15 protein-coding genes are annotated in these 15764 nt (G+C 68.9%); 8 read left to right on the top strand and 7 right to left on the bottom strand.

Translation table 11 applies throughout. From position 1 onward, the window contains the following. Positions 1-4 precede the first annotated feature (4 nt). A complete protein-coding gene (locus CPZ00_RS06165) occupies positions 5-1891 on the bottom strand; it encodes an aldehyde ferredoxin oxidoreductase family protein (protein WP_096390100.1) in 1887 nt (628 codons plus the stop codon). A 163-nt stretch (positions 1892-2054) separates the two neighbouring features. Here CPZ00_RS06165 and CPZ00_RS06170 point away from each other — a divergent pair, with 163 nt between their 5' ends. Beyond that, positions 2055-2747: a molybdenum cofactor guanylyltransferase gene (locus CPZ00_RS06170; protein WP_096391617.1), complete on the top strand. Its 693-nt coding sequence runs from the start codon at positions 2055-2057 to the stop codon at positions 2745-2747. A gap of 81 nt (positions 2748-2828) precedes the next feature. Continuing rightward, a complete protein-coding gene (locus CPZ00_RS06175; RefSeq protein WP_096390101.1) occupies positions 2829-3701 on the top strand; it encodes a CehA/McbA family metallohydrolase in 873 nt (290 codons plus the stop codon). 99 nt (positions 3702-3800) lie between these two features. Here the strand turns inward: CPZ00_RS06175 and carA are convergent, their stop codons facing one another. Beyond that, positions 3801-4874, bottom strand: coding sequence for a glutamine-hydrolyzing carbamoyl-phosphate synthase small subunit (gene carA, locus CPZ00_RS06180; protein WP_096390102.1), 1074 nt, complete (start codon positions 4872-4874; stop codon positions 3801-3803). 96 nt (positions 4875-4970) lie between these two features. On the opposite strand from carA, the gene CPZ00_RS06185 reads away from it, so the two are divergent. Continuing rightward, positions 4971-5384 (top strand): Lrp/AsnC family transcriptional regulator, encoded by a 414-nt coding sequence (locus CPZ00_RS06185; RefSeq protein WP_096390103.1) that lies wholly within the window; start codon positions 4971-4973, stop codon positions 5382-5384. A 92-nt stretch (positions 5385-5476) separates the two neighbouring features. Continuing rightward, a complete protein-coding gene (locus tag CPZ00_RS06190) occupies positions 5477-6148 on the top strand; it encodes an NUDIX hydrolase (RefSeq protein ID WP_096390104.1) in 672 nt (223 codons plus the stop codon). Positions 6149-6171: 23 nt separating this feature from the next. On the opposite strand, the gene gpmI is transcribed toward CPZ00_RS06190, so the two are convergent. After that, the gene (gene gpmI / locus CPZ00_RS06195) at positions 6172-7686 is read right to left on the bottom strand and encodes a 2,3-bisphosphoglycerate-independent phosphoglycerate mutase (protein WP_096390105.1); all 1515 of its coding nucleotides are present in this window, start codon (positions 7684-7686) and stop codon (positions 6172-6174) included. A 283-nt stretch (positions 7687-7969) separates the two neighbouring features. Between gpmI and CPZ00_RS06200 the strand changes: the two genes are divergently transcribed. Further along, positions 7970-8902 carry a replication factor A gene (locus CPZ00_RS06200; RefSeq protein ID WP_096390106.1) on the top strand — a complete coding sequence of 311 codons (933 nt, stop codon included), beginning with the start codon at positions 7970-7972 and terminating at the stop codon, positions 8900-8902. 1 nt (position 8903) lies between these two features. Continuing rightward, complete coding sequence (locus tag CPZ00_RS06205; protein WP_096390107.1) at positions 8904-9533, top strand: RPA family protein; 630 nt, start codon at positions 8904-8906, stop codon at positions 9531-9533. Between the two features lie 210 nt (positions 9534-9743). Here the strand turns inward: CPZ00_RS06205 and yciH are convergent, their stop codons facing one another. The 3 genes from yciH to CPZ00_RS06220 all read right to left on the bottom strand — a co-directional run bounded on the left by yciH (position 9744) and on the right by CPZ00_RS06220 (position 12106). Then, positions 9744-10037 (bottom strand): stress response translation initiation inhibitor YciH, encoded by a 294-nt coding sequence (gene yciH, locus CPZ00_RS06210; protein WP_021073263.1) that lies wholly within the window; start codon positions 10035-10037, stop codon positions 9744-9746. 45 nt (positions 10038-10082) lie between these two features. Beyond that, positions 10083-11408 (bottom strand): dihydroorotase, encoded by a 1326-nt coding sequence (locus tag CPZ00_RS06215; protein ID WP_096390108.1) that lies wholly within the window; start codon positions 11406-11408, stop codon positions 10083-10085. Between the two features lie 86 nt (positions 11409-11494). Then, the gene (locus tag CPZ00_RS06220; RefSeq protein WP_096390109.1) at positions 11495-12106 is read right to left on the bottom strand and encodes a DUF6149 family protein; all 612 of its coding nucleotides are present in this window, start codon (positions 12104-12106) and stop codon (positions 11495-11497) included. 196 nt (positions 12107-12302) lie between these two features. Here CPZ00_RS06220 and CPZ00_RS06225 point away from each other — a divergent pair, with 196 nt between their 5' ends. Next, positions 12303-13541 carry an NAD(P)/FAD-dependent oxidoreductase gene (locus tag CPZ00_RS06225; RefSeq protein WP_096390110.1) on the top strand — a complete coding sequence of 413 codons (1239 nt, stop codon included), beginning with the start codon at positions 12303-12305 and terminating at the stop codon, positions 13539-13541. 39 nt (positions 13542-13580) lie between these two features. After that, the gene (locus CPZ00_RS15335; RefSeq protein WP_157744198.1) at positions 13581-13856 is read left to right on the top strand and encodes a hypothetical protein; all 276 of its coding nucleotides are present in this window, start codon (positions 13581-13583) and stop codon (positions 13854-13856) included. Here CPZ00_RS15335 and argS read toward each other — a convergent pair. After that, positions 13776-15614, bottom strand: coding sequence for an arginine--tRNA ligase (gene argS / locus CPZ00_RS06230; RefSeq protein ID WP_096390111.1), 1839 nt, complete (start codon positions 15612-15614; stop codon positions 13776-13778). The two genes, CPZ00_RS15335 and argS, sit on opposite strands and share 81 nt — an antisense overlap. Between the last annotated feature and the right edge of the window lie 150 nt (positions 15615-15764).

Consider the following 15764-nt stretch of genomic DNA (forward strand, 5'->3'; position numbering starts at 1 on the left):
GGGTTCACTCGGACGCGTTCGCGAAGGGGGTTCCGACGGGGGTGTCGGAGTCCCGAACGTCCGCGAGTTCGAGCCGGTCGAGCGTCTCCCGCGTCGGAAGCCCGTCGCGTCCCCAGCCGCGAGCGCGGTAATAGCCGTCCAGAAGCGTCTCGAACTCGTCGGGAGCGATCCGGCTGCCGGCGGCGGGACCGTCGACGATCGGCTCCGAGAGGACGTCCGGAAGCGCGTCGTCCGCCCGGTCGGCCCCCTCCCGCGCGTTGAACAGTCGGACGAGCGTCCAGACGCGTTCACCGGTTTCGTCCAGCTCCGCGACCGTGGTCGGGTACGAGAGACCGGTCGCATCCGAGAGCGCCCGGAGGAACGCGACGCCGTCCTCGCCTCGGAGCGTCTCGCCGGCGAAGTCGTCGGCGACGAGGCTCCACGACAGCGACCGCACGTTCTGTGCCGCGATCACCGCCTCGATCCGGTCGGCGTCGCTCCACGCGCCGAACACCTCGCGCTCGATCGGGCGCGCCCGCCGGTGGCAGCCCCCACGGTCGCTCGTGGCATACGCGAGCGCCATCCCGACCGCCGCCCGGGGGTCGTAGGCCGGCAGTTCCATCGATTTGACCGTCGGGATCCCGTCGACGTCGAACCGGTCGGCGGCCGCGTCGACCCCGAGCCGGAGCGTCTCGATCACGGTCGGGTCGAGTTCGGCAACGGGGTCGGCAGCCGGGTCCGTCTCCGAGCCCGTCTCGGCCCCACCCGTGGGGTCCGTCTCCGAGGTCGTCCCTGAAACCCCGGCGAGGCGGCGAATGACCGCCGTAGCCGTCTCGGGATCGCCGAACTCGACCGACGCGTCGATGGCGCCGCGCTCGCTCGCGCGGACGAGCCACGCCACGGCGTTGCCGGCCGAGATGACGTCGATCCCGAGCCGGTCACAGCAGCCGCCGAGGGCGGCCACCGCGTCGAAGTCGTCGACGCCGAGCCCGGCCCCAAGCGTCATCTGGGTGGCTCCGCGGGGCACGGTCTCGCCGTCGTCGGTCTCGATCCGGAACCCGCCGGGAACCGGGTCATCGGGGTTTTCGCGGCCGACCGACGCCTCGCGGGCCGCGTCGACCCCGACCGCGTCGGTCCCCTCGAAGGTCCCCTTGCGCCAGCCCTCGGTGGCGAGCGCGCCGACCTCGTCCGCGAAGTCGATCGACTCGAGCGTCTCGCCGGCCGCCTGCCAGCGCCCGGTCTCCGCGTCGGCGTATCGCTCGGCGTACTCCTCGCGAAGCCGAGCGAGCTCGTCGCTCGGGGGCTCCGCGGGGGCATTCCGGGCGATCACGGCCTTGAGGCCCTTCGCGCCCATCACCGCGCCGGCGCCGCCGCGACCGGCGTGGTGCTCGCCGGCGTCGGAGGCGATCGTCGCGTACCGGACCGCGGCCTCGCCCGCGGGACCGATGCACGCGACCGCCGCGTCGGGGTGTGCCGCCGCGGCTTCGACCGTGTCCGCTCCCCACTGCCCCGAGGGAACGATCCGGCCCTCGCCGTTCTCGAGTTCGATCCGGACCGGTTCCTCGCTCGTGCCGGTGACGAGCAGCGCGAGGCAGTCGTCGAGCGACCCGGCCAGCCGCTCCGCGAACGTCCCGCCGGCGTAGGAGTCGAGGAAGAACCCGGTCAGCGGCGACTTCGTCACGGCGGCGTACCGCGGCTCGCCGGGCAGCGACCCGGACAGCGGGCCGACGCAGAACGCCAGCACGTTGGCCGGACCGAGAGGGTCAACGTCGGGCTCGAGTTCCGAGTAGAGATAGCGCGCGCCGAGCCCCTTGCCCCCGAGGTAGCGGCGCCGCCACCGCTCGGGGACGCGCTCGCGCTCGATGGTCCCCGCCGAGAGGTCCGCCCGCAACACGTGGGTCCGCCCCGTCATCGTGGTCTCACTTGCGCACCCCGACGTATATGCCATCCGGTCGATCGAGGGCCGGCGGCACGAACGCGGACGGCGGCGACGTGAACACGGACGGGACCCGGTGCATCCGAGACGCCGCCGCGGCGTCGACAGCGTATTCCCGCCGGGACACGCAGCGATCGGTATGGCGGATTCGAGCGACGCTGGAACCTGCACGGGCGTGATCCTCGCCGGCGGACGATCGACGCGCTTCGGCGACCGGGACAAGGCGCTCGCGCCGCTCGCGGGAACGCCGATGGTCCGACGGGTGGCGAACCGTCTCGCCGGAGCCGACGACCCGGTCGATCCGGGCGGCGAGCGCGCGAGCAGCGGCGAATCGGTCGTCGACGAGCTCGTGATCAACTGTCGGGAGGACCAGCGGGCGGGGATCGCGGATGCGATGGCGCGATACCCACTGGAGGTGACCTACGCCGAGGACGAGGAGCCGGACCGCGGCCCGATGGCCGGCATCCGCGACGGCTGCCGAGCCGCCACGGGCGAGTACGCCGCCGTGGTCGCCTGTGACATGCCGTTCGTCGATCCGAACCTGATCGCCCACCTGCTGGATCGGTGCCGCGACCACGACGCCGCGGTCCCCCGGCTCGAGGACCAATGGTTCCAGACGACGCAGGCGGTGTACCGCGCGCGGCCGATGGCCGAGGCCTGCGACCGGGCGTTGGCGGCCGGCGAGCGAAAGATCGTCGAGCCGCTGTTCGACCTCGAGTACGTCGTCGTCGACGAGCCCGAGATCAGGCGGGTTACGACCGGACGAACGTTCCGCAACGTCAACACGCGCGAGGAGCACGCCGACGCCGAAGCGTGGATCGTCGGGCGGTAGCCTGCTCACCGAAAGGGAGACGTGGATCGCCGGGGGCGGTCGGCACGTGCGCTTATATATCTCACCCTCGTACTCGGAGGCGTGTCGAATCAGAACCTCACCCTCCGGATCGACCCGCACGTCCACTCCGAGGACTCCTATGACGGCCACGAGCCCGTCGAGTTGATCCTCGAGCACGCGGCGGACATCGGACTCGACGCGGTCGTGATCACCGACCACGACGTGATGGGTGAGTCGCTTCGAGCGGCCGAGCTGGCCCCGGAGTACGGGCTCGTCGGGATCCCCGGCGTCGAGGTCTCCACGGCCCACGGTCACCTGTTGGCCATCGGCGTCGACTCCATGCCACCCCATCGGGAACCCTACGCGGAGGCCGTGTCGTGGATCCACGACCACGGCGGGGTGGCGATCGTTCCGCATCCGTTCCAGCGGTCACGTCACGGCGTCCGCCGGAAGTACATCCCGATCGACGGGACGGCCGCCTCGGGCGGGAAGGAGGATGTGGGGACGGAGTACGGCAGCGTCGACGCCATCGAGGTGTTCAACGCCTGGCTGTTCACCGGCTACCGGAACCGGAAGGCACGCCGGTTCGCGGCCGAGAACGACGTCTCCGCGGTGGCCGCCAGCGACGCACACACCCTGGAATACGTCGGCCGAGCGTTCACCGAGGTGACGATCCCGGACGCCGAGTCGATCACCGCGGTGACCGCGGCGGACGTGTTGGACGCGCTCCGGGCGGGGTCGACCTCGGTCGCGGGGCGGCGCGCACCGGTCCCGATGGCGGCCAGACACTACACGATCGCCGCCGCACGGAAGTCCGGATACTACGCGCGAACCGGAGCGATACGGAGCGCTGCCGCGGCACGGTGGGGCGCCGTGACTGCCGCGTCGACGGCCCGCGTCGGGGCCGTCCAGGGTGCACACCGGATCGCGCGGGTTGCCTCCTGGCTGCGGTAGCGCGGCTGCCGAGTTCCGCGGACGAGGTGGAGAAAAACACGAGAAGCGGGAGTGAAGTGAAAGCGCCGCGATGGAGCGACGAAAAACGAACGTGAGACGTCAGTCCGCGGCGATCTCCGTCGGCGAGTCGGCCAGCGCGAGCACGTCGTCGAAGAAGTCGAGCGAGTCGTGCGGGCCGGGGTTCGCCTCGGGGTGGTACTGGCGCGTGAGGATGCCGAGCTCGTCGTCCTCGAGCCCCTCGGCGGTGTCGTCGTTGACGTTGATCTGGGTGACCTCGAGCGGGCCCGGGTCGGCGACCGTGTAGCCGTGGTTCTGGGTGGTCATCACGACGCGGTCGGTCCGGAGGTCCTTGACGGGCTGGTTGACGCCGCGGTGGCCGAACGTCATCTTCTCGGTGTCGCCGCCGAGGGCGCTCGCCACGATCTGCTGGCCCAGACAGATCCCCGCAAGCGGCAGCTCGCCGGCGAAGGCGTCCACGACCGCCTTGGCGGCCACGAAGTTCTCCGGATCGCCCGGCCCGTTCGAGACGAACAGCACGTCCGGGTCGACGTCGGAGACGTCGGCGGGAGTGGCGTCGTACGGGAGCACGTGGACGTCCGCGCCGCGGTCGTTCAGCGACTCGATGATCGAGCCCTTGGCGCCGCAGTCGAGCAGCGCGATCCGGACGTCCGACTCGCCGGCCGGGTCGCCCGCGTGGAACTCCGGCTCGTCGACGGAGACCCCCGCACCGATGTCGACGTGGTCGCTCATCGGCTTGCACGCCTCCATCTCCGCGATCGCGTCCTCGGGCGTGACGTCCTCGCCAGCGACGATCCCGCAGGCCATCGCGCCCTCCTCGCGGACGGTGGTGACGAGCTCGCGCGTGTCGAGGTGGTCGATCGCCGGAACGTCCTCCCCGGCGAGCCACTCGGCGACGTCGTCGGTGAACTCGCGGGCGATCGCCGCCCGAGGCTGGACGGTCTCGGACTCGAACCGCTCGGACCGGACGCCGTAATTGCCGATCAGGGGGTACGAGAACGTGAGCACCTGCTCGGCGTAGGAGGGATCGGTCAGCGATTCCTCGTAGCCGGTGTAGGCGGTCGTAAAGACCAGTTCACCGCGTGTACGCCCGGGTGCACGGGCACGCGCCTCGAGCACGCGACCGTCCGCCAGCGCGATGTAGGCGTCCGACATTACGAGAAACGTACGGAGCTACGGTAATAAGTGCGTCGTTCGTAGATGAATTACGAAATTCGTAATCACTAACTGCCTGCCCGGCCTCGACGCGGTATGGACGAGCTCGACCGGCAGATCCTCTCCGTCCTCCGACGGGACTCCAGAACGCCGTACACGGAGATCGCCGACCGGGTCGGAACGTCGGAGGGGACCGTCCGCAACCGCGTCGAGCGGATGAACGAGGAGGGCGTCATCGAACGGTTCACCGTGACGACCCGGACCGGCAACGTGAAGGCGATGATCGAGATCTCCGTCGAGGTGAACGTCGACACGAGCGCGGTCGGCGAGCGGATGGCCGACTGGGAGGAGGTGGACTTCGTCTGGCAGGTCTCCGGCGAGGACGACATCGTGCTCGTCGTCGACGCCGTCGACACCGGCGCGGTCAACGAGCTGATCACCGAGGCCCGCGAGATGGACGACGTGAAGTCGACGAAGACGCGGCTCATCCTCGATGAACGGCTCGGCTAGGACGCCGCGAACCATCCGACCCGATCGCCCGCGACTTCCGGAGGGCCGCATCGATCGAATTCTTATTAGGATGGCTCGCCGTCTCCTTCCGTATGAATGGAGACGACGCAGCCGCCGAGCGATCGGTCGACGACGGATCATCGAACGTCGACGAACGACCGAACGCGGACGGTCGACCGATACCGGACGGCGGTTCGGGAGCGGCCACGGACGCGACCGCCGAGACGCACGCGAACGCCGACCAGGACGTCATCGCCGTCGATCCCGACGACACCGCGCAGGGACCCGTCAACCGGCTGGAGGCCCACACCGGCGACGGGATCCGGCATCGAGCGTTCACCTGTCTCGTCTTCGACGGCGACGGGCGGATCCTGTTGGCACAGCGAGCCCCGAATAAGCGGCTGTGGGACACCCACTGGGACGGCACCGTCGCCTCCCACCCGGTCGAGGGACAGTCCCAGCGGGACGCGACCGAGCAGCGCCTCGAGGAGGAACTGGGGATCAGCCCGGACCAGTACAACGACCTCCGGGTGACCGACAAGTTCGAGTACAAACGCTACTACGAGAACGCCGGCCTGGAGTGGGAGGTCTGTGCGGTCCTGAAGGTCACCCTCGACGACGTCAGCCTCGATCCCGACGAGGAGGAGATCGCGGGAATGCTGTGGGTGGAGTACGACCACCTCCACGAACACCCGGAGTGGTACCGCCAACTCCGGCTCTGTCCCTGGTTCGAGATCGCGATGCGCCGCGACTTCTCGGAGTAAGGAGGCCGCTGAGCCGAACCCGGTCACTCAAGCAGCGACTCGCCGGTCATCGCCGCGGGCTGGTCGAGGTCCATCAGCTCGAGGACCGTCGGCGCGACGTCACACAGCGATCCGTCCTCGCGAACCGCTCGACCGCCATCGTCGCCCGCCGGCGAGAGATGGACGAACGGAACCGGATTGAACGTGTGTGCCGTATGCGGTTCCTCCGGGGTCCCCATATCGTCGGCGTTGCCGTGGTCCGCGGTGACGACCGCGTGGCCGCCGGCGTCCGCGACCGCCTCGAGCAGTCGGGAGAGCTGTGCGTCGACCGCCTCGACGGCGGCCACCGCGGCCTCGAAGTCGCCGGTGTGGCCGACCATGTCCGGGTTGGCGTAGTTGAGCACGAGCAGGTCCGGGTCGTCGGCCGCGATGGTCGAGATCGCCTCGTCGGTGACGGCCGCGGCCGACATCTCCGGCCGCTCGTCGTAGGTCGCCACGTCCGGACTCTCGACGATCGTCCGGATCTCACCGGGGAACTCGACCTCCCGGCCGCCGTTGAGAAAGTAGGTGACGTGGGCGTACTTCTCCGACTCCGCGATCCGGAGCTGGGTACAGCCCGCCTCCGAGACGACCTCGCCGAGCGTGTCCTCGGGGATCTCCGGCGGAAACGCGACCGGAAAGTCGAACGTCTCGTCGTATTCCGTCATCGTGACCAGCCGTATCTCGGGCTGGTCGAGCTCGAACTCCCACGTCGGCGAGGTGTCGGTCAACAGCCGGACGAGCTGTCTGGCGCGATCGGCCCGGAAGTTGAAGAAGACGACGGCGTCGTCGTCGGCCAGCGCCGGTTCGCCCTCGACCACGGTCGGCTCGATGAACTCGTCGGTCTCCCCGCGGTCGTGCGCGCGCTCGACCGCCTCGACGCCGGAGGCGGCAGCGTGGGGGGCCTCCCGGTTCACGATGGCGTCGTAGGCCGCCCGCGTCCGGTCCCAGTTCTCGTCCCGGTCCATCGCGTGATACCGGCCGGTCACCGTCGCGACCGCGCCGGTTCCGACGGCCGCCGCGTGCTCCGCGAGGTCGGCCAAAAAGGTCTCGGCGATCTCGGGCGCGGTGTCGCGTCCGTCGGTGAACGCGTGGGTGCTCGCGGGAACGCCGGCCTCGGCGGCCGCATCGATCAGGGCCCGCAGGTGCGCGATATCGGAGTGCACGCCGCCGTCGGAGACGAGTCCGAGGAAGTGAACGCGACCGTCGTGCTCGCGCGCGTACGAGAACGCCGACCGGATCGCGTCGTTCTCGGGGAGCTCGCCGGCCGCGATCGCGTCGGAGATGCGCGTGTATGCCTGCTTGACGACGCGGCCTGCCCCGATGTTGAGGTGGCCAACCTCGGAGTTACCCATCTGCCCCTCCGGAAGGCCGACTCGACGGCCGTGTACGGTCAACCGCCCGAACGCGCCGCGAGCCGTGACGTCGTCGAACGTCGGGGTGTCGGCGGCGTCCACGGCGTTCAGCCGGTCGTGATCGCCGAGTCCCCAGCCGTCCAACACGACGAGCGCTGTTCGCATATCCGACGGGTGGGCGGCGATCGTCAACTACCCTTCGTTGTGGCGCCGAGCCGAAGCGGTCCGATCGACCGGACCCGACGTTCGTCGTCATCTCCACCCGAAACAGCGCCCGCGTACGTCGGACGGAGGTCTGACGTTCCGATCGAGCGGCCACGTGTATCGGTCGAGTGAGCGCCGCTACCGCCGATTCGTTCACTTTCACCGCGGTCACGGAACCTTTTACCGGATGCCGACCCAAGGGGCGTACGCCTCCCATTGAAAACACGCCGGAGGCGACACAGCCATGACGGACCTACGAGACCACGCGGAAGCGATAGCGGAACAGTTCTCGGACCACCTCGACCCGAGTCCCGACGTCGACGAGATCGAGGCCAAGCTCGACACCCTCGTCACCGACTACCGGGTCCCCCTCGACGAGGCCCGACGCAGCGTCACCAACAGCTACCTCGAGGAGGCCGGCCTCGAGCGCGACGAGCTGGGCCGCGGCGGGAGCGAGCGCGTCGAGGTCGCCGAGATCGACGACGACGAGCAGTGGGTCGACCTGCGGGTGACCGTCGTCGACCTGTGGGAGCCCCGCAGCGACGCGGTCGCCCAGGTCGGCCTGCTCGGCGACGAGTCGGGAACGATCAAGTTCACCGCCTTCGAGACCTCGGATCTCCCCCTGCTCGAGGAGGACCAGGCGTACGAGCTCTCGAACGTCGTCAGCGACGAGTACGAGGGTCGCTACTCGGTGAAACTCAACCGGACCACGTCGATCACGGCGATCGACGCCGACATCGAGGTCGGCGACAACGCCGTGACGGTCGAGGGCGCCCTCGTCGACGTCCAGTCGGGATCGGGGCTCATCAAGCGGTGCCCCGAGGAGGACTGCACCCGCGTCCTGCAGAACGGCCGCTGCAGCGAACACGGCAAGGTCGAGGGCGAGTTCGACCTCCGGATCAAGGCCGTCCTCGACGACGGCACCGAGGTCCACGAGGTCATCTTCGATCGCGAGGCCACCGAGGACCTCACGGGAGTCACCCTCGAGGAGGCCAAACAGGAGGCGATGGACGCGCTCGACACGACCGTCGTCGCCGACGGGATGGCGGAGGACGTCCTCGGGCGGTACTACCGGGTGACCGGGCCGACGCTGGGCCGCTACGTGCTCGTCAACGAGCTCGAGGAGCCCGGACCGGTGGACGTCGAGCAGGCGCTGATCAACGCGAGGTCGATCTAACATGAGCCAGAGCGGATCCACACCGACCCGAGAGGTCGCCCGGCGCGTCTTCGCCACGGAGTTCAACGACGCCGGCTACACGTTCAAGGAGTCCGAGGACGAGCGCGCGCCCGTCTACTCGCTGTTGCCGACCGGCGAGTCGGCCAACCGCGTGTTCTTCGTCGGGACGCTGACCGAGAAGGACGACGTCGGCGAGGACAACGAGTACTGGCGCGGCCGGATCGTCGATCCGACCGGCACGTTCTTCGTCTACGCCGGGCAGTACCAGCCCGAGGCGGCGAACACGCTGCGGGAGCTCGAGCCGCCGGCGTACGTCGCCGTGGTCGGCAAGCCGCGGACCTACGAGACCGACGACGGCTCGATCAACGTCTCCGTCCGGCCGGAGTCGATAACCCGCGTCGACGACGTCGTCCGCGACCGGTGGGTCGCCGAGGCGGCCGAGCGCACCCTCGAACGGGTCGCCCGGTTCGACGACGAGGGCAACGAGTACGCCCGGATGGCCGACGAGCAGTACGACCGCGACCCCGAGACCTACAAGGCGGCCGCGTTGTCCGCCCTCGAGGACCTCGACGAGGCGGAGTCGGGAGCCGACGAGAGCGATCCGGAGTCCGAGACCTCGCTCGAGGCATAAGGGGATCACGCACGCTCCGGACCACCGAGCCCGGGACCGCTCCTCCCGGGCGTTTCTATCAGTCATTTTATACCGGTTTGACGGCCGTCGAGCCACCGACGCGTGGGTTGGCGACCGACCGATCCGTGGGTGACTGGCGACCCGACCGACGCATCGCTGGCGGTCGAACGCGCTGAAAAAACCGGCTCGACGGCGGGAGTCAGGTGACGGTCACGCGACGTTGAACCCCTTCTCGCTGAGGAACTCCTCGACGCGCCCGGAGTGGTTCCCCTGCAGCTCGATGGCCCCGTCCTCGACGGTGCCGCCGCAGGCGAATTTGGACTTGAGATCCGACGACAGCGAGTCGAGATCGACGTCCTTGGGGTCGAATCCTTCGATGACCGTTACCTCCTTACCGTATCTTCGCTCGTCGATGCGGATGCTGATCTGCTGGGACTCCTTCGCGACGTCTTCGCAGACGCAGAGTTCCTGGGGCAGCCCGCACGTCGAGCAGACTTCCGACATTACAGCCTGAACCTACTGGACGGCGGTATTAAATAGTGTCGGGAGTCAGGGGGCGGACCGCGATCGGACCGATTCGCCGAGCGGCTCGCCGAACGACTCGGCGCCGGTTTCCGGGTCCCGTTCGTAGACGACCCGACCGCGAACCGTCGTCAGCTCCGGGAAGACGCCCGAACGACCCTCGAACGGGGTCCAGCCGCACGCGGAATGGAGCGCGGCCGCCTCGATCTCGCGGTCGTCCGCCAGGTCGACGAGGACGAGGTCGGCGTCCCGACCGGGCTCGATCGCACCCTTCCGGGGGAGATCGAAGATCGAAGCCGGGGCGGCCGCCGTGACCTCACGGACGCGTTCGAGCGTGAGCTCCTCGCGCCGGACCGCATCGAGCAGGAGCGGGAGCATCGTCTCGACGCCGGGAACGCCGCTCGGCGCGGCCGTGAGCGGCTGCCGTTTCTCCGCGACCGTGTGGGGCGCGTGGTCGGTCGCGACGACGTCGATCCGTCCGTCACGAAGCCGCTCGAGGAGCGCATCCCGGCGGTCCGGATCCCGAAGCGGGGGGTTCATCCGCCCGAACGTCCCGAGCCGGTCGCAGTCGTCCGTCGAGAGGAACAGGTGGTGCGGGGTGACCTCGCAGGTCGCGTCCGTCCCGTCCGTCGCGTCGACGCCCTCCGGCGTCGAGGTGTGTGCGATATGGACTTGTCCCGCGGCACGCTCGCCGGCGTCGACCGCTCGCCGGACTGCTTCCGCCTCGGCAGCCGGCGTCCGAAACGCCGACCAGCGGTCGCTTCGCGCCTCGCGGCCGGGACCGCCGAGATCGCCGTCGAGGGCATCCCGGTCGAACAGGGTCGCGTCCTCCGCGTGAACGGTCACGGGAACCCCGGCGTCGGCGGCCCGGTCGAGGGCGTTCTCGAACAGCGGGAGGTCGATCCCCATCTCGCCGGTCGAGTCGGCGAGGAAGACCTCCCCGAGGGCGAACAGCGGGCGGTCGAACAGGGCGTCGGGGTCCCAGTCGGGAACCACGCCGCCGTTGATCCCGTAGTCGACGAGCGAGGCGTCGGCCGCCAGTCGCGCCTTCGCGTCGAAGGCCGCGCCGTCGACCGTCGGCGGGTCGGTGTTAGGCTGATCGACCACGGTCGTGACGCCCCCCGCGGCCGCCGACCGGGAGCCGGTGCGCCAGGTCTCCTTGTGGGATCCGCCGGGCTCCCGGAAGTGGACGTGGACGTCGATCGCACCCGGAAGGAGGCGTTTTCCGTGCGCGTCGATGACCCGTTCGTCGGCCGCCGGCTCGAGGTCGCGTTCGACCGCGGCGATCGCGTCGCCGGTCACGCGGACGTCGCGAACCCGGCCGTCAGCCAGGGTACCGCCGGTGATGAGCATACGCGGATGTCGGCGGCGTCGGGAAAAACGATGCTGGTTCGAGTCGAAACGGAGTCGGCGTCGATGTGAGCGCGTGACCGGACCGTTCAGGCCGTCGAGGTGCCGTCGTCGGCGGCCGCGTCCTCGTCGAGGCCCGGCGCCGCGGTCGGGTCGACGTCGTCGGGCTCGCCGCGGTCGCCCCGCATCGTCTCGCCGTCCTCGGTCTCGACGTAGACGTCGTCGGCGAACCCGGCCTTGGCGTTCTCGTATTCGGGGTCCTCGAGCCGCTCGAGGGTTGGCGGGGCGTCGGCGATCCCGTCCGCGGGGTGGAACCCGCCGAGTGGGTCGTCGATCGTGATCCCGTGATCGGTGAAGAACTCCTCGTAGCGCCGGTAGTGAGGCTCGAGTTCGTCGCCGGGGATCTCCATCATCTCCGTCCAGCCGTGGTTGAAGAAGTCGAAGTTCGCCTGGATGTGGGTGATCTCACGAGCTTCCGCCTCGGGATAGCCCGCCTCGAGGGCGGCCACGTACGCGTCCATCGTCGCCTCGAAGAAGTCGTCGAGGTGCGCGCGCCGCTGCTCGCGGCGATCGTCGTCGGCCTTGTTGAGGAAGATCGTCGTGTGCAGGTCGACGAGCTTGTCGTGCGCCACATCCCCGATCACCGGCGTGGTGAGCGCCTTCTTGGCGGCCCAGTGGCGGACGTTCTGGCTGATCTTCATACCGTTCATTGCGGACGTACGACCTTGAATCTGTGGCGTGGAAGGCCGAACGTGCCGTCGATCGGACGGTGAAAAGTCGTCATCCGCGCCCCTGAAACACCCTAAAGGACACCACGATCGCACAATATGGGATGGATCCTCACGATTCCTCATTCAAATGGTAACCGACATTAACCCCGAAGCCGAAGCCGGGGCTATGACCGACTCGTACGTGATCGTCGGCGACGGGGTCGCTGGCTCGTCGGCCGCGGAGACGCTCCGGGAGGAGCGTCCTGACGCCGATATCACGGTCATCACCGACGAGGGGGAGGCCCTCTACAACCGGATCCTCATCAAGGAGTACGCGAAGGGGAAACTGCCCGAGGCGCCGATCTCGATCCACGACGAGGAGTGGTACGCCGAACGGGACATCGACCTTCGGCTCAACACCCTCGTCGTCGATATCGACGTCGAAAACGACGCGGTGACGACCCACGAGGGCGAGACCCTCGAGTACGATTCGCTGCTGTTGGCGATCGGCGGCACTCCCCAACAGCTTCCCGTCGGGAACGCCGACGCCGACGGCATCCAGCACTTCTGGACGTTCCAGGACGCCCGGCAGATCAAGGAAAGCGTCGAGGACGCCGACGCCGGCGTCATCGTCGGAGCCGGGCTGCTCGGGATCGACTTCGCGGCGATCTGCGGGGCGCAGGACGTCGAGGCGAAGTACCTGATGCGCGGGAACGCCTGGTGGCGGTACGCCCTCTCGGAGGAGGGTGCCGAGCTGATGCACGAGGCGATGCGGGAACGCGGCGTCGAGCCCGTCTTCGATTCCGGCGTCGACCACTTCGAGGTAGACGACGACGGCCACGTCGAGGCGGCCGTGGATCCGAACGGCGAGCGCTACGAGTGTGACTTCGCCGGGGTGGCCATCGGCTTGAACTTCAACACGGAGATCGTCGAGGAGACGCCGATCGAGACGGATACCGGCGTCATCGTCGACGAGTACATGCGCACGAACGTCGACAACGTCTTCGCGGCCGGCGACATCACCGAGTTCCACGACGTCATCCTCGGCGAGCGCGCCCAGAACGGCGCGTGGGGGTCGGCCAAGGAGCAGGGGACGATCGCCGCGAAGAACATGGTCGACTACGGCACCGAGGAGTTTCGGTGGGTCTCCTCGTACTCGATCACCCACTTCGACTTCCCGTTCCTCTCCTTCGGCCACCCGACGCTCGGCGACGAGTCGATCGAGGCGACGACCGGCGAGGGCGAGTGGCGCAAGCTCGCGCTTAAGGACGGGCGGATCGTCGGCGGGGTCCTGATCGGCGATCTGGCGCCGCAGTCGGCGTACAAACAGCTGATGCGCGAGGAGCGATACGTCGGCGACCAGACGGATGCGCTGCTTGCGGAGGGCTTCTCCGTCGACGACCTGGCAAAGGCGAGCGAACAGTAGGGCGGTCCCCTTTCGGTCCAGCGATGGACGTTCGAGCCGATGACCACCGTCGGATCGACCACCGACCGGCTACATCGAGTCGGGAGCCTCAACGCTGAGGAGCTACATCGAGTCGGGAGCCTCAACGCTGAGGAGCTACATCGAGTCGGGAGCCTCAACGCTGAGGAGCTACATCGAGTCGGGAGCCTCAACGCTGAGGAGCTACATCGAGTCGGGAGCCTCAACGCTGAGGAGCTACATCGAGTCGGGAGCCTCGACGCCGAGGATCCCGAGCGCGTTCGCGACGGCGTGTTTCGAGGCGGCCACGAGCGCTAGCCGCGCGTCACGGAGCTCCGGCGATTCCGCCGACAGGACCGGACACTCGCGGTAGAAGACGTTGTACGCGTCGGCGATCTCGCGGGTGTAGGTCGCGACGATGTGGGGCTTCAGCTCCTCGGCGGCCTCCTCGATCACGGCCGGGAAGCGGGCGATCTCCCGGAGCAGGGCCCGCGCCTCCTCGGTTTCGAGGGCGTCGGCGTCGACGTTCGCGGCGGCGGACCCGCCGGCCGCACCGTTCCCGCCGTCACCGGCGGTTGCGTTGATCGCGACGTCGGGGACCGGCACGTCCGCGGATGCGGCCTCCTCGAGGATGCCACAACAGCGCGCGTGGACGTACTGGACGTAGGGGGCGGACTGGGCCTCGAAGTCGAGCGCCCGGTCCCACTCGAAGGTGATCGCCTTCGCGGGCTGTTTCGAGACGACGTCGTACCGGACCGCGCCGATCCCGACCTGGTGGGCGATGCGCTCGACGTCCGCCTCGTCGAGGTCGTCGTCGCGGATCCGGTCGTCGAGGCGGGTCTCGACCTCCTCGCGGGCACGGTCGATCGCCTCGTCGAGGAGGTCGTCGAGCATCACGCCGGTCCCGCGGCGGGTCGACATCTTCCCCTCGGGGAGGTTGACGTACGAGTAGATCACGTTCTCGAGCTGATCGACGTCGTTGCCGAGGAGGTCGAGGGTCGCGTTGAGCTGGTCGGCCTGCAGCTTGTGGTCCTCGCCGAGGACGGTGACGGCGCGGTCGTAGTTCGCGAACTTCCACTCGTGGTGGGCCAGATCGCGGGTGGTGTACAGCGAGGTGTCGTCCGAGCGAAGGAAGACGAGGTTCTTGTCGATCCCCCAGTCGTCGAGCTCGAGCTGCCAGGCGTCCTCCTCGTAGACCGCCTGGTCGGATTCCTTGAGCCGAGCGGCGATCTCGTCGGTCGAGCCGTTCCGCATGAACCGCGTCTCCTTGACGAACTCGTCGAAGTCGGCGGGGAGGCGCGCGAGACACTCCCGCATCCCCGAGAGGACCTGGTCGACGACCGTGCCGACGCGTTCGTAGGTCTCCTCGTCGCCGTTCTCGAGTCCCTGCAGGATCGACCGGATCTCGTCCTCGGCGGCCTCGACGGCCTCGGGATCGGCCTCCTCGAGGTAGCTATTCCCCTTCCGGTAATACCGAACGAGGTCGTACTCGATCCGGTCGCGGGCCGGCGGCTCCTCGAGGTCGGATTCGTCGAAGGTCTCGTAGGCCCAGGTGAACACCGCCATCTGGCGGCCGGCGTCGTTCACGTAGTAGTGGCGCTCGACGTCGTAGCCGGCCATGTCCAGGACGTTCGCGACGGCGTCGCCGACGATCGGGTTGCGCGCGCGTCCGACGTGGACCGGCCCGGTCGGGTTCGCGCTCGTGTGTTCGACGACGACCGAGGTATCCCGGTCCGCGAGCGCGCCGTAGTCGGCGTCGGCACCGGCGACGAGCGTGTCGTCGAGATACGCGTCCGTCGTCCGGAAGTTGAGGTAGGGACCGGCGGTGTCGACCGCGGCGAGGTAGTCGTACGCCTCGGCGTCGATGGCGTCCGAAACGGCCTCGGCGAGCCGGGCTGCGACCTGCGGGGGCGCCTCGCCGAGCTCGCCCGCCAGCCGGAAGGACGCGCTCGAGGCGAGCGTGGCGTCCGTATCGGCCGGCGGTTCCTCGATGCCGAGGTCGTCGGTCGGGAGATCGAGGTCGGAAAGCGCCACCGAAAGCGCCGCCTCGACCTCCGACCGGAACTGTCGGAACATATTCCCCGTTCGAGAGGCCGGCTAAAAGGCCCTTGCGAAGCGGGAGCGACGGAACCGAGGTACGGGCGGCTTTCGTCGTGACCGACGTTCCTTTATACGCCCCACCGGATGTATGGACGTAGGCATCCGGTAACCGGGATACATCACGAT

Source organism: Halopenitus persicus (genome assembly GCF_002355635.1).
GTDB classification, from domain to species: Archaea; Halobacteriota; Halobacteria; order Halobacteriales; family Haloferacaceae; genus Halopenitus; species Halopenitus persicus_A.

What these genes read in the sequence shown, in the direction of transcription:
- CPZ00_RS06170 (WP_096391617.1), top strand. Translation starts at nt 2,055, where the DNA reads ATGGCGGATTCGAGCGACGCTGGAACCTGCACGGGCGTGATCCTCGCC.
- CPZ00_RS06215 (WP_096390108.1), bottom strand. Translation starts at nt 11,408, where the DNA reads ATGCTCATCACCGGCGGTACCCTGGCTGACGGCCGGGTTCGCGACGTC.
- CPZ00_RS06225 (WP_096390110.1), top strand. Translation starts at nt 12,303, where the DNA reads ATGACCGACTCGTACGTGATCGTCGGCGACGGGGTCGCTGGCTCGTCG.
- CPZ00_RS15335 (WP_157744198.1), top strand. Translation starts at nt 13,581, where the DNA reads ATGACCACCGTCGGATCGACCACCGACCGGCTACATCGAGTCGGGAGC.
- CPZ00_RS06220 (WP_096390109.1), bottom strand. Translation starts at nt 12,106, where the DNA reads ATGAAGATCAGCCAGAACGTCCGCCACTGGGCCGCCAAGAAGGCGCTC.
- carA (WP_096390102.1), bottom strand. Translation starts at nt 4,874, where the DNA reads ATGTCGGACGCCTACATCGCGCTGGCGGACGGTCGCGTGCTCGAGGCG.
- CPZ00_RS06200 (WP_096390106.1), top strand. Translation starts at nt 7,970, where the DNA reads ATGACGGACCTACGAGACCACGCGGAAGCGATAGCGGAACAGTTCTCG.
- argS (WP_096390111.1), bottom strand. Translation starts at nt 15,614, where the DNA reads ATGTTCCGACAGTTCCGGTCGGAGGTCGAGGCGGCGCTTTCGGTGGCG.
- CPZ00_RS06205 (WP_096390107.1), top strand. Translation starts at nt 8,904, where the DNA reads ATGAGCCAGAGCGGATCCACACCGACCCGAGAGGTCGCCCGGCGCGTC.
- CPZ00_RS06190 (WP_096390104.1), top strand. Translation starts at nt 5,477, where the DNA reads ATGAATGGAGACGACGCAGCCGCCGAGCGATCGGTCGACGACGGATCA.
- CPZ00_RS06165 (WP_096390100.1), bottom strand. Translation starts at nt 1,891, where the DNA reads ATGACGGGGCGGACCCACGTGTTGCGGGCGGACCTCTCGGCGGGGACC.
- yciH (WP_021073263.1), bottom strand. Translation starts at nt 10,037, where the DNA reads ATGTCGGAAGTCTGCTCGACGTGCGGGCTGCCCCAGGAACTCTGCGTC.
- CPZ00_RS06185 (WP_096390103.1), top strand. Translation starts at nt 4,971, where the DNA reads ATGGACGAGCTCGACCGGCAGATCCTCTCCGTCCTCCGACGGGACTCC.
- gpmI (WP_096390105.1), bottom strand. Translation starts at nt 7,686, where the DNA reads ATGCGAACAGCGCTCGTCGTGTTGGACGGCTGGGGACTCGGCGATCAC.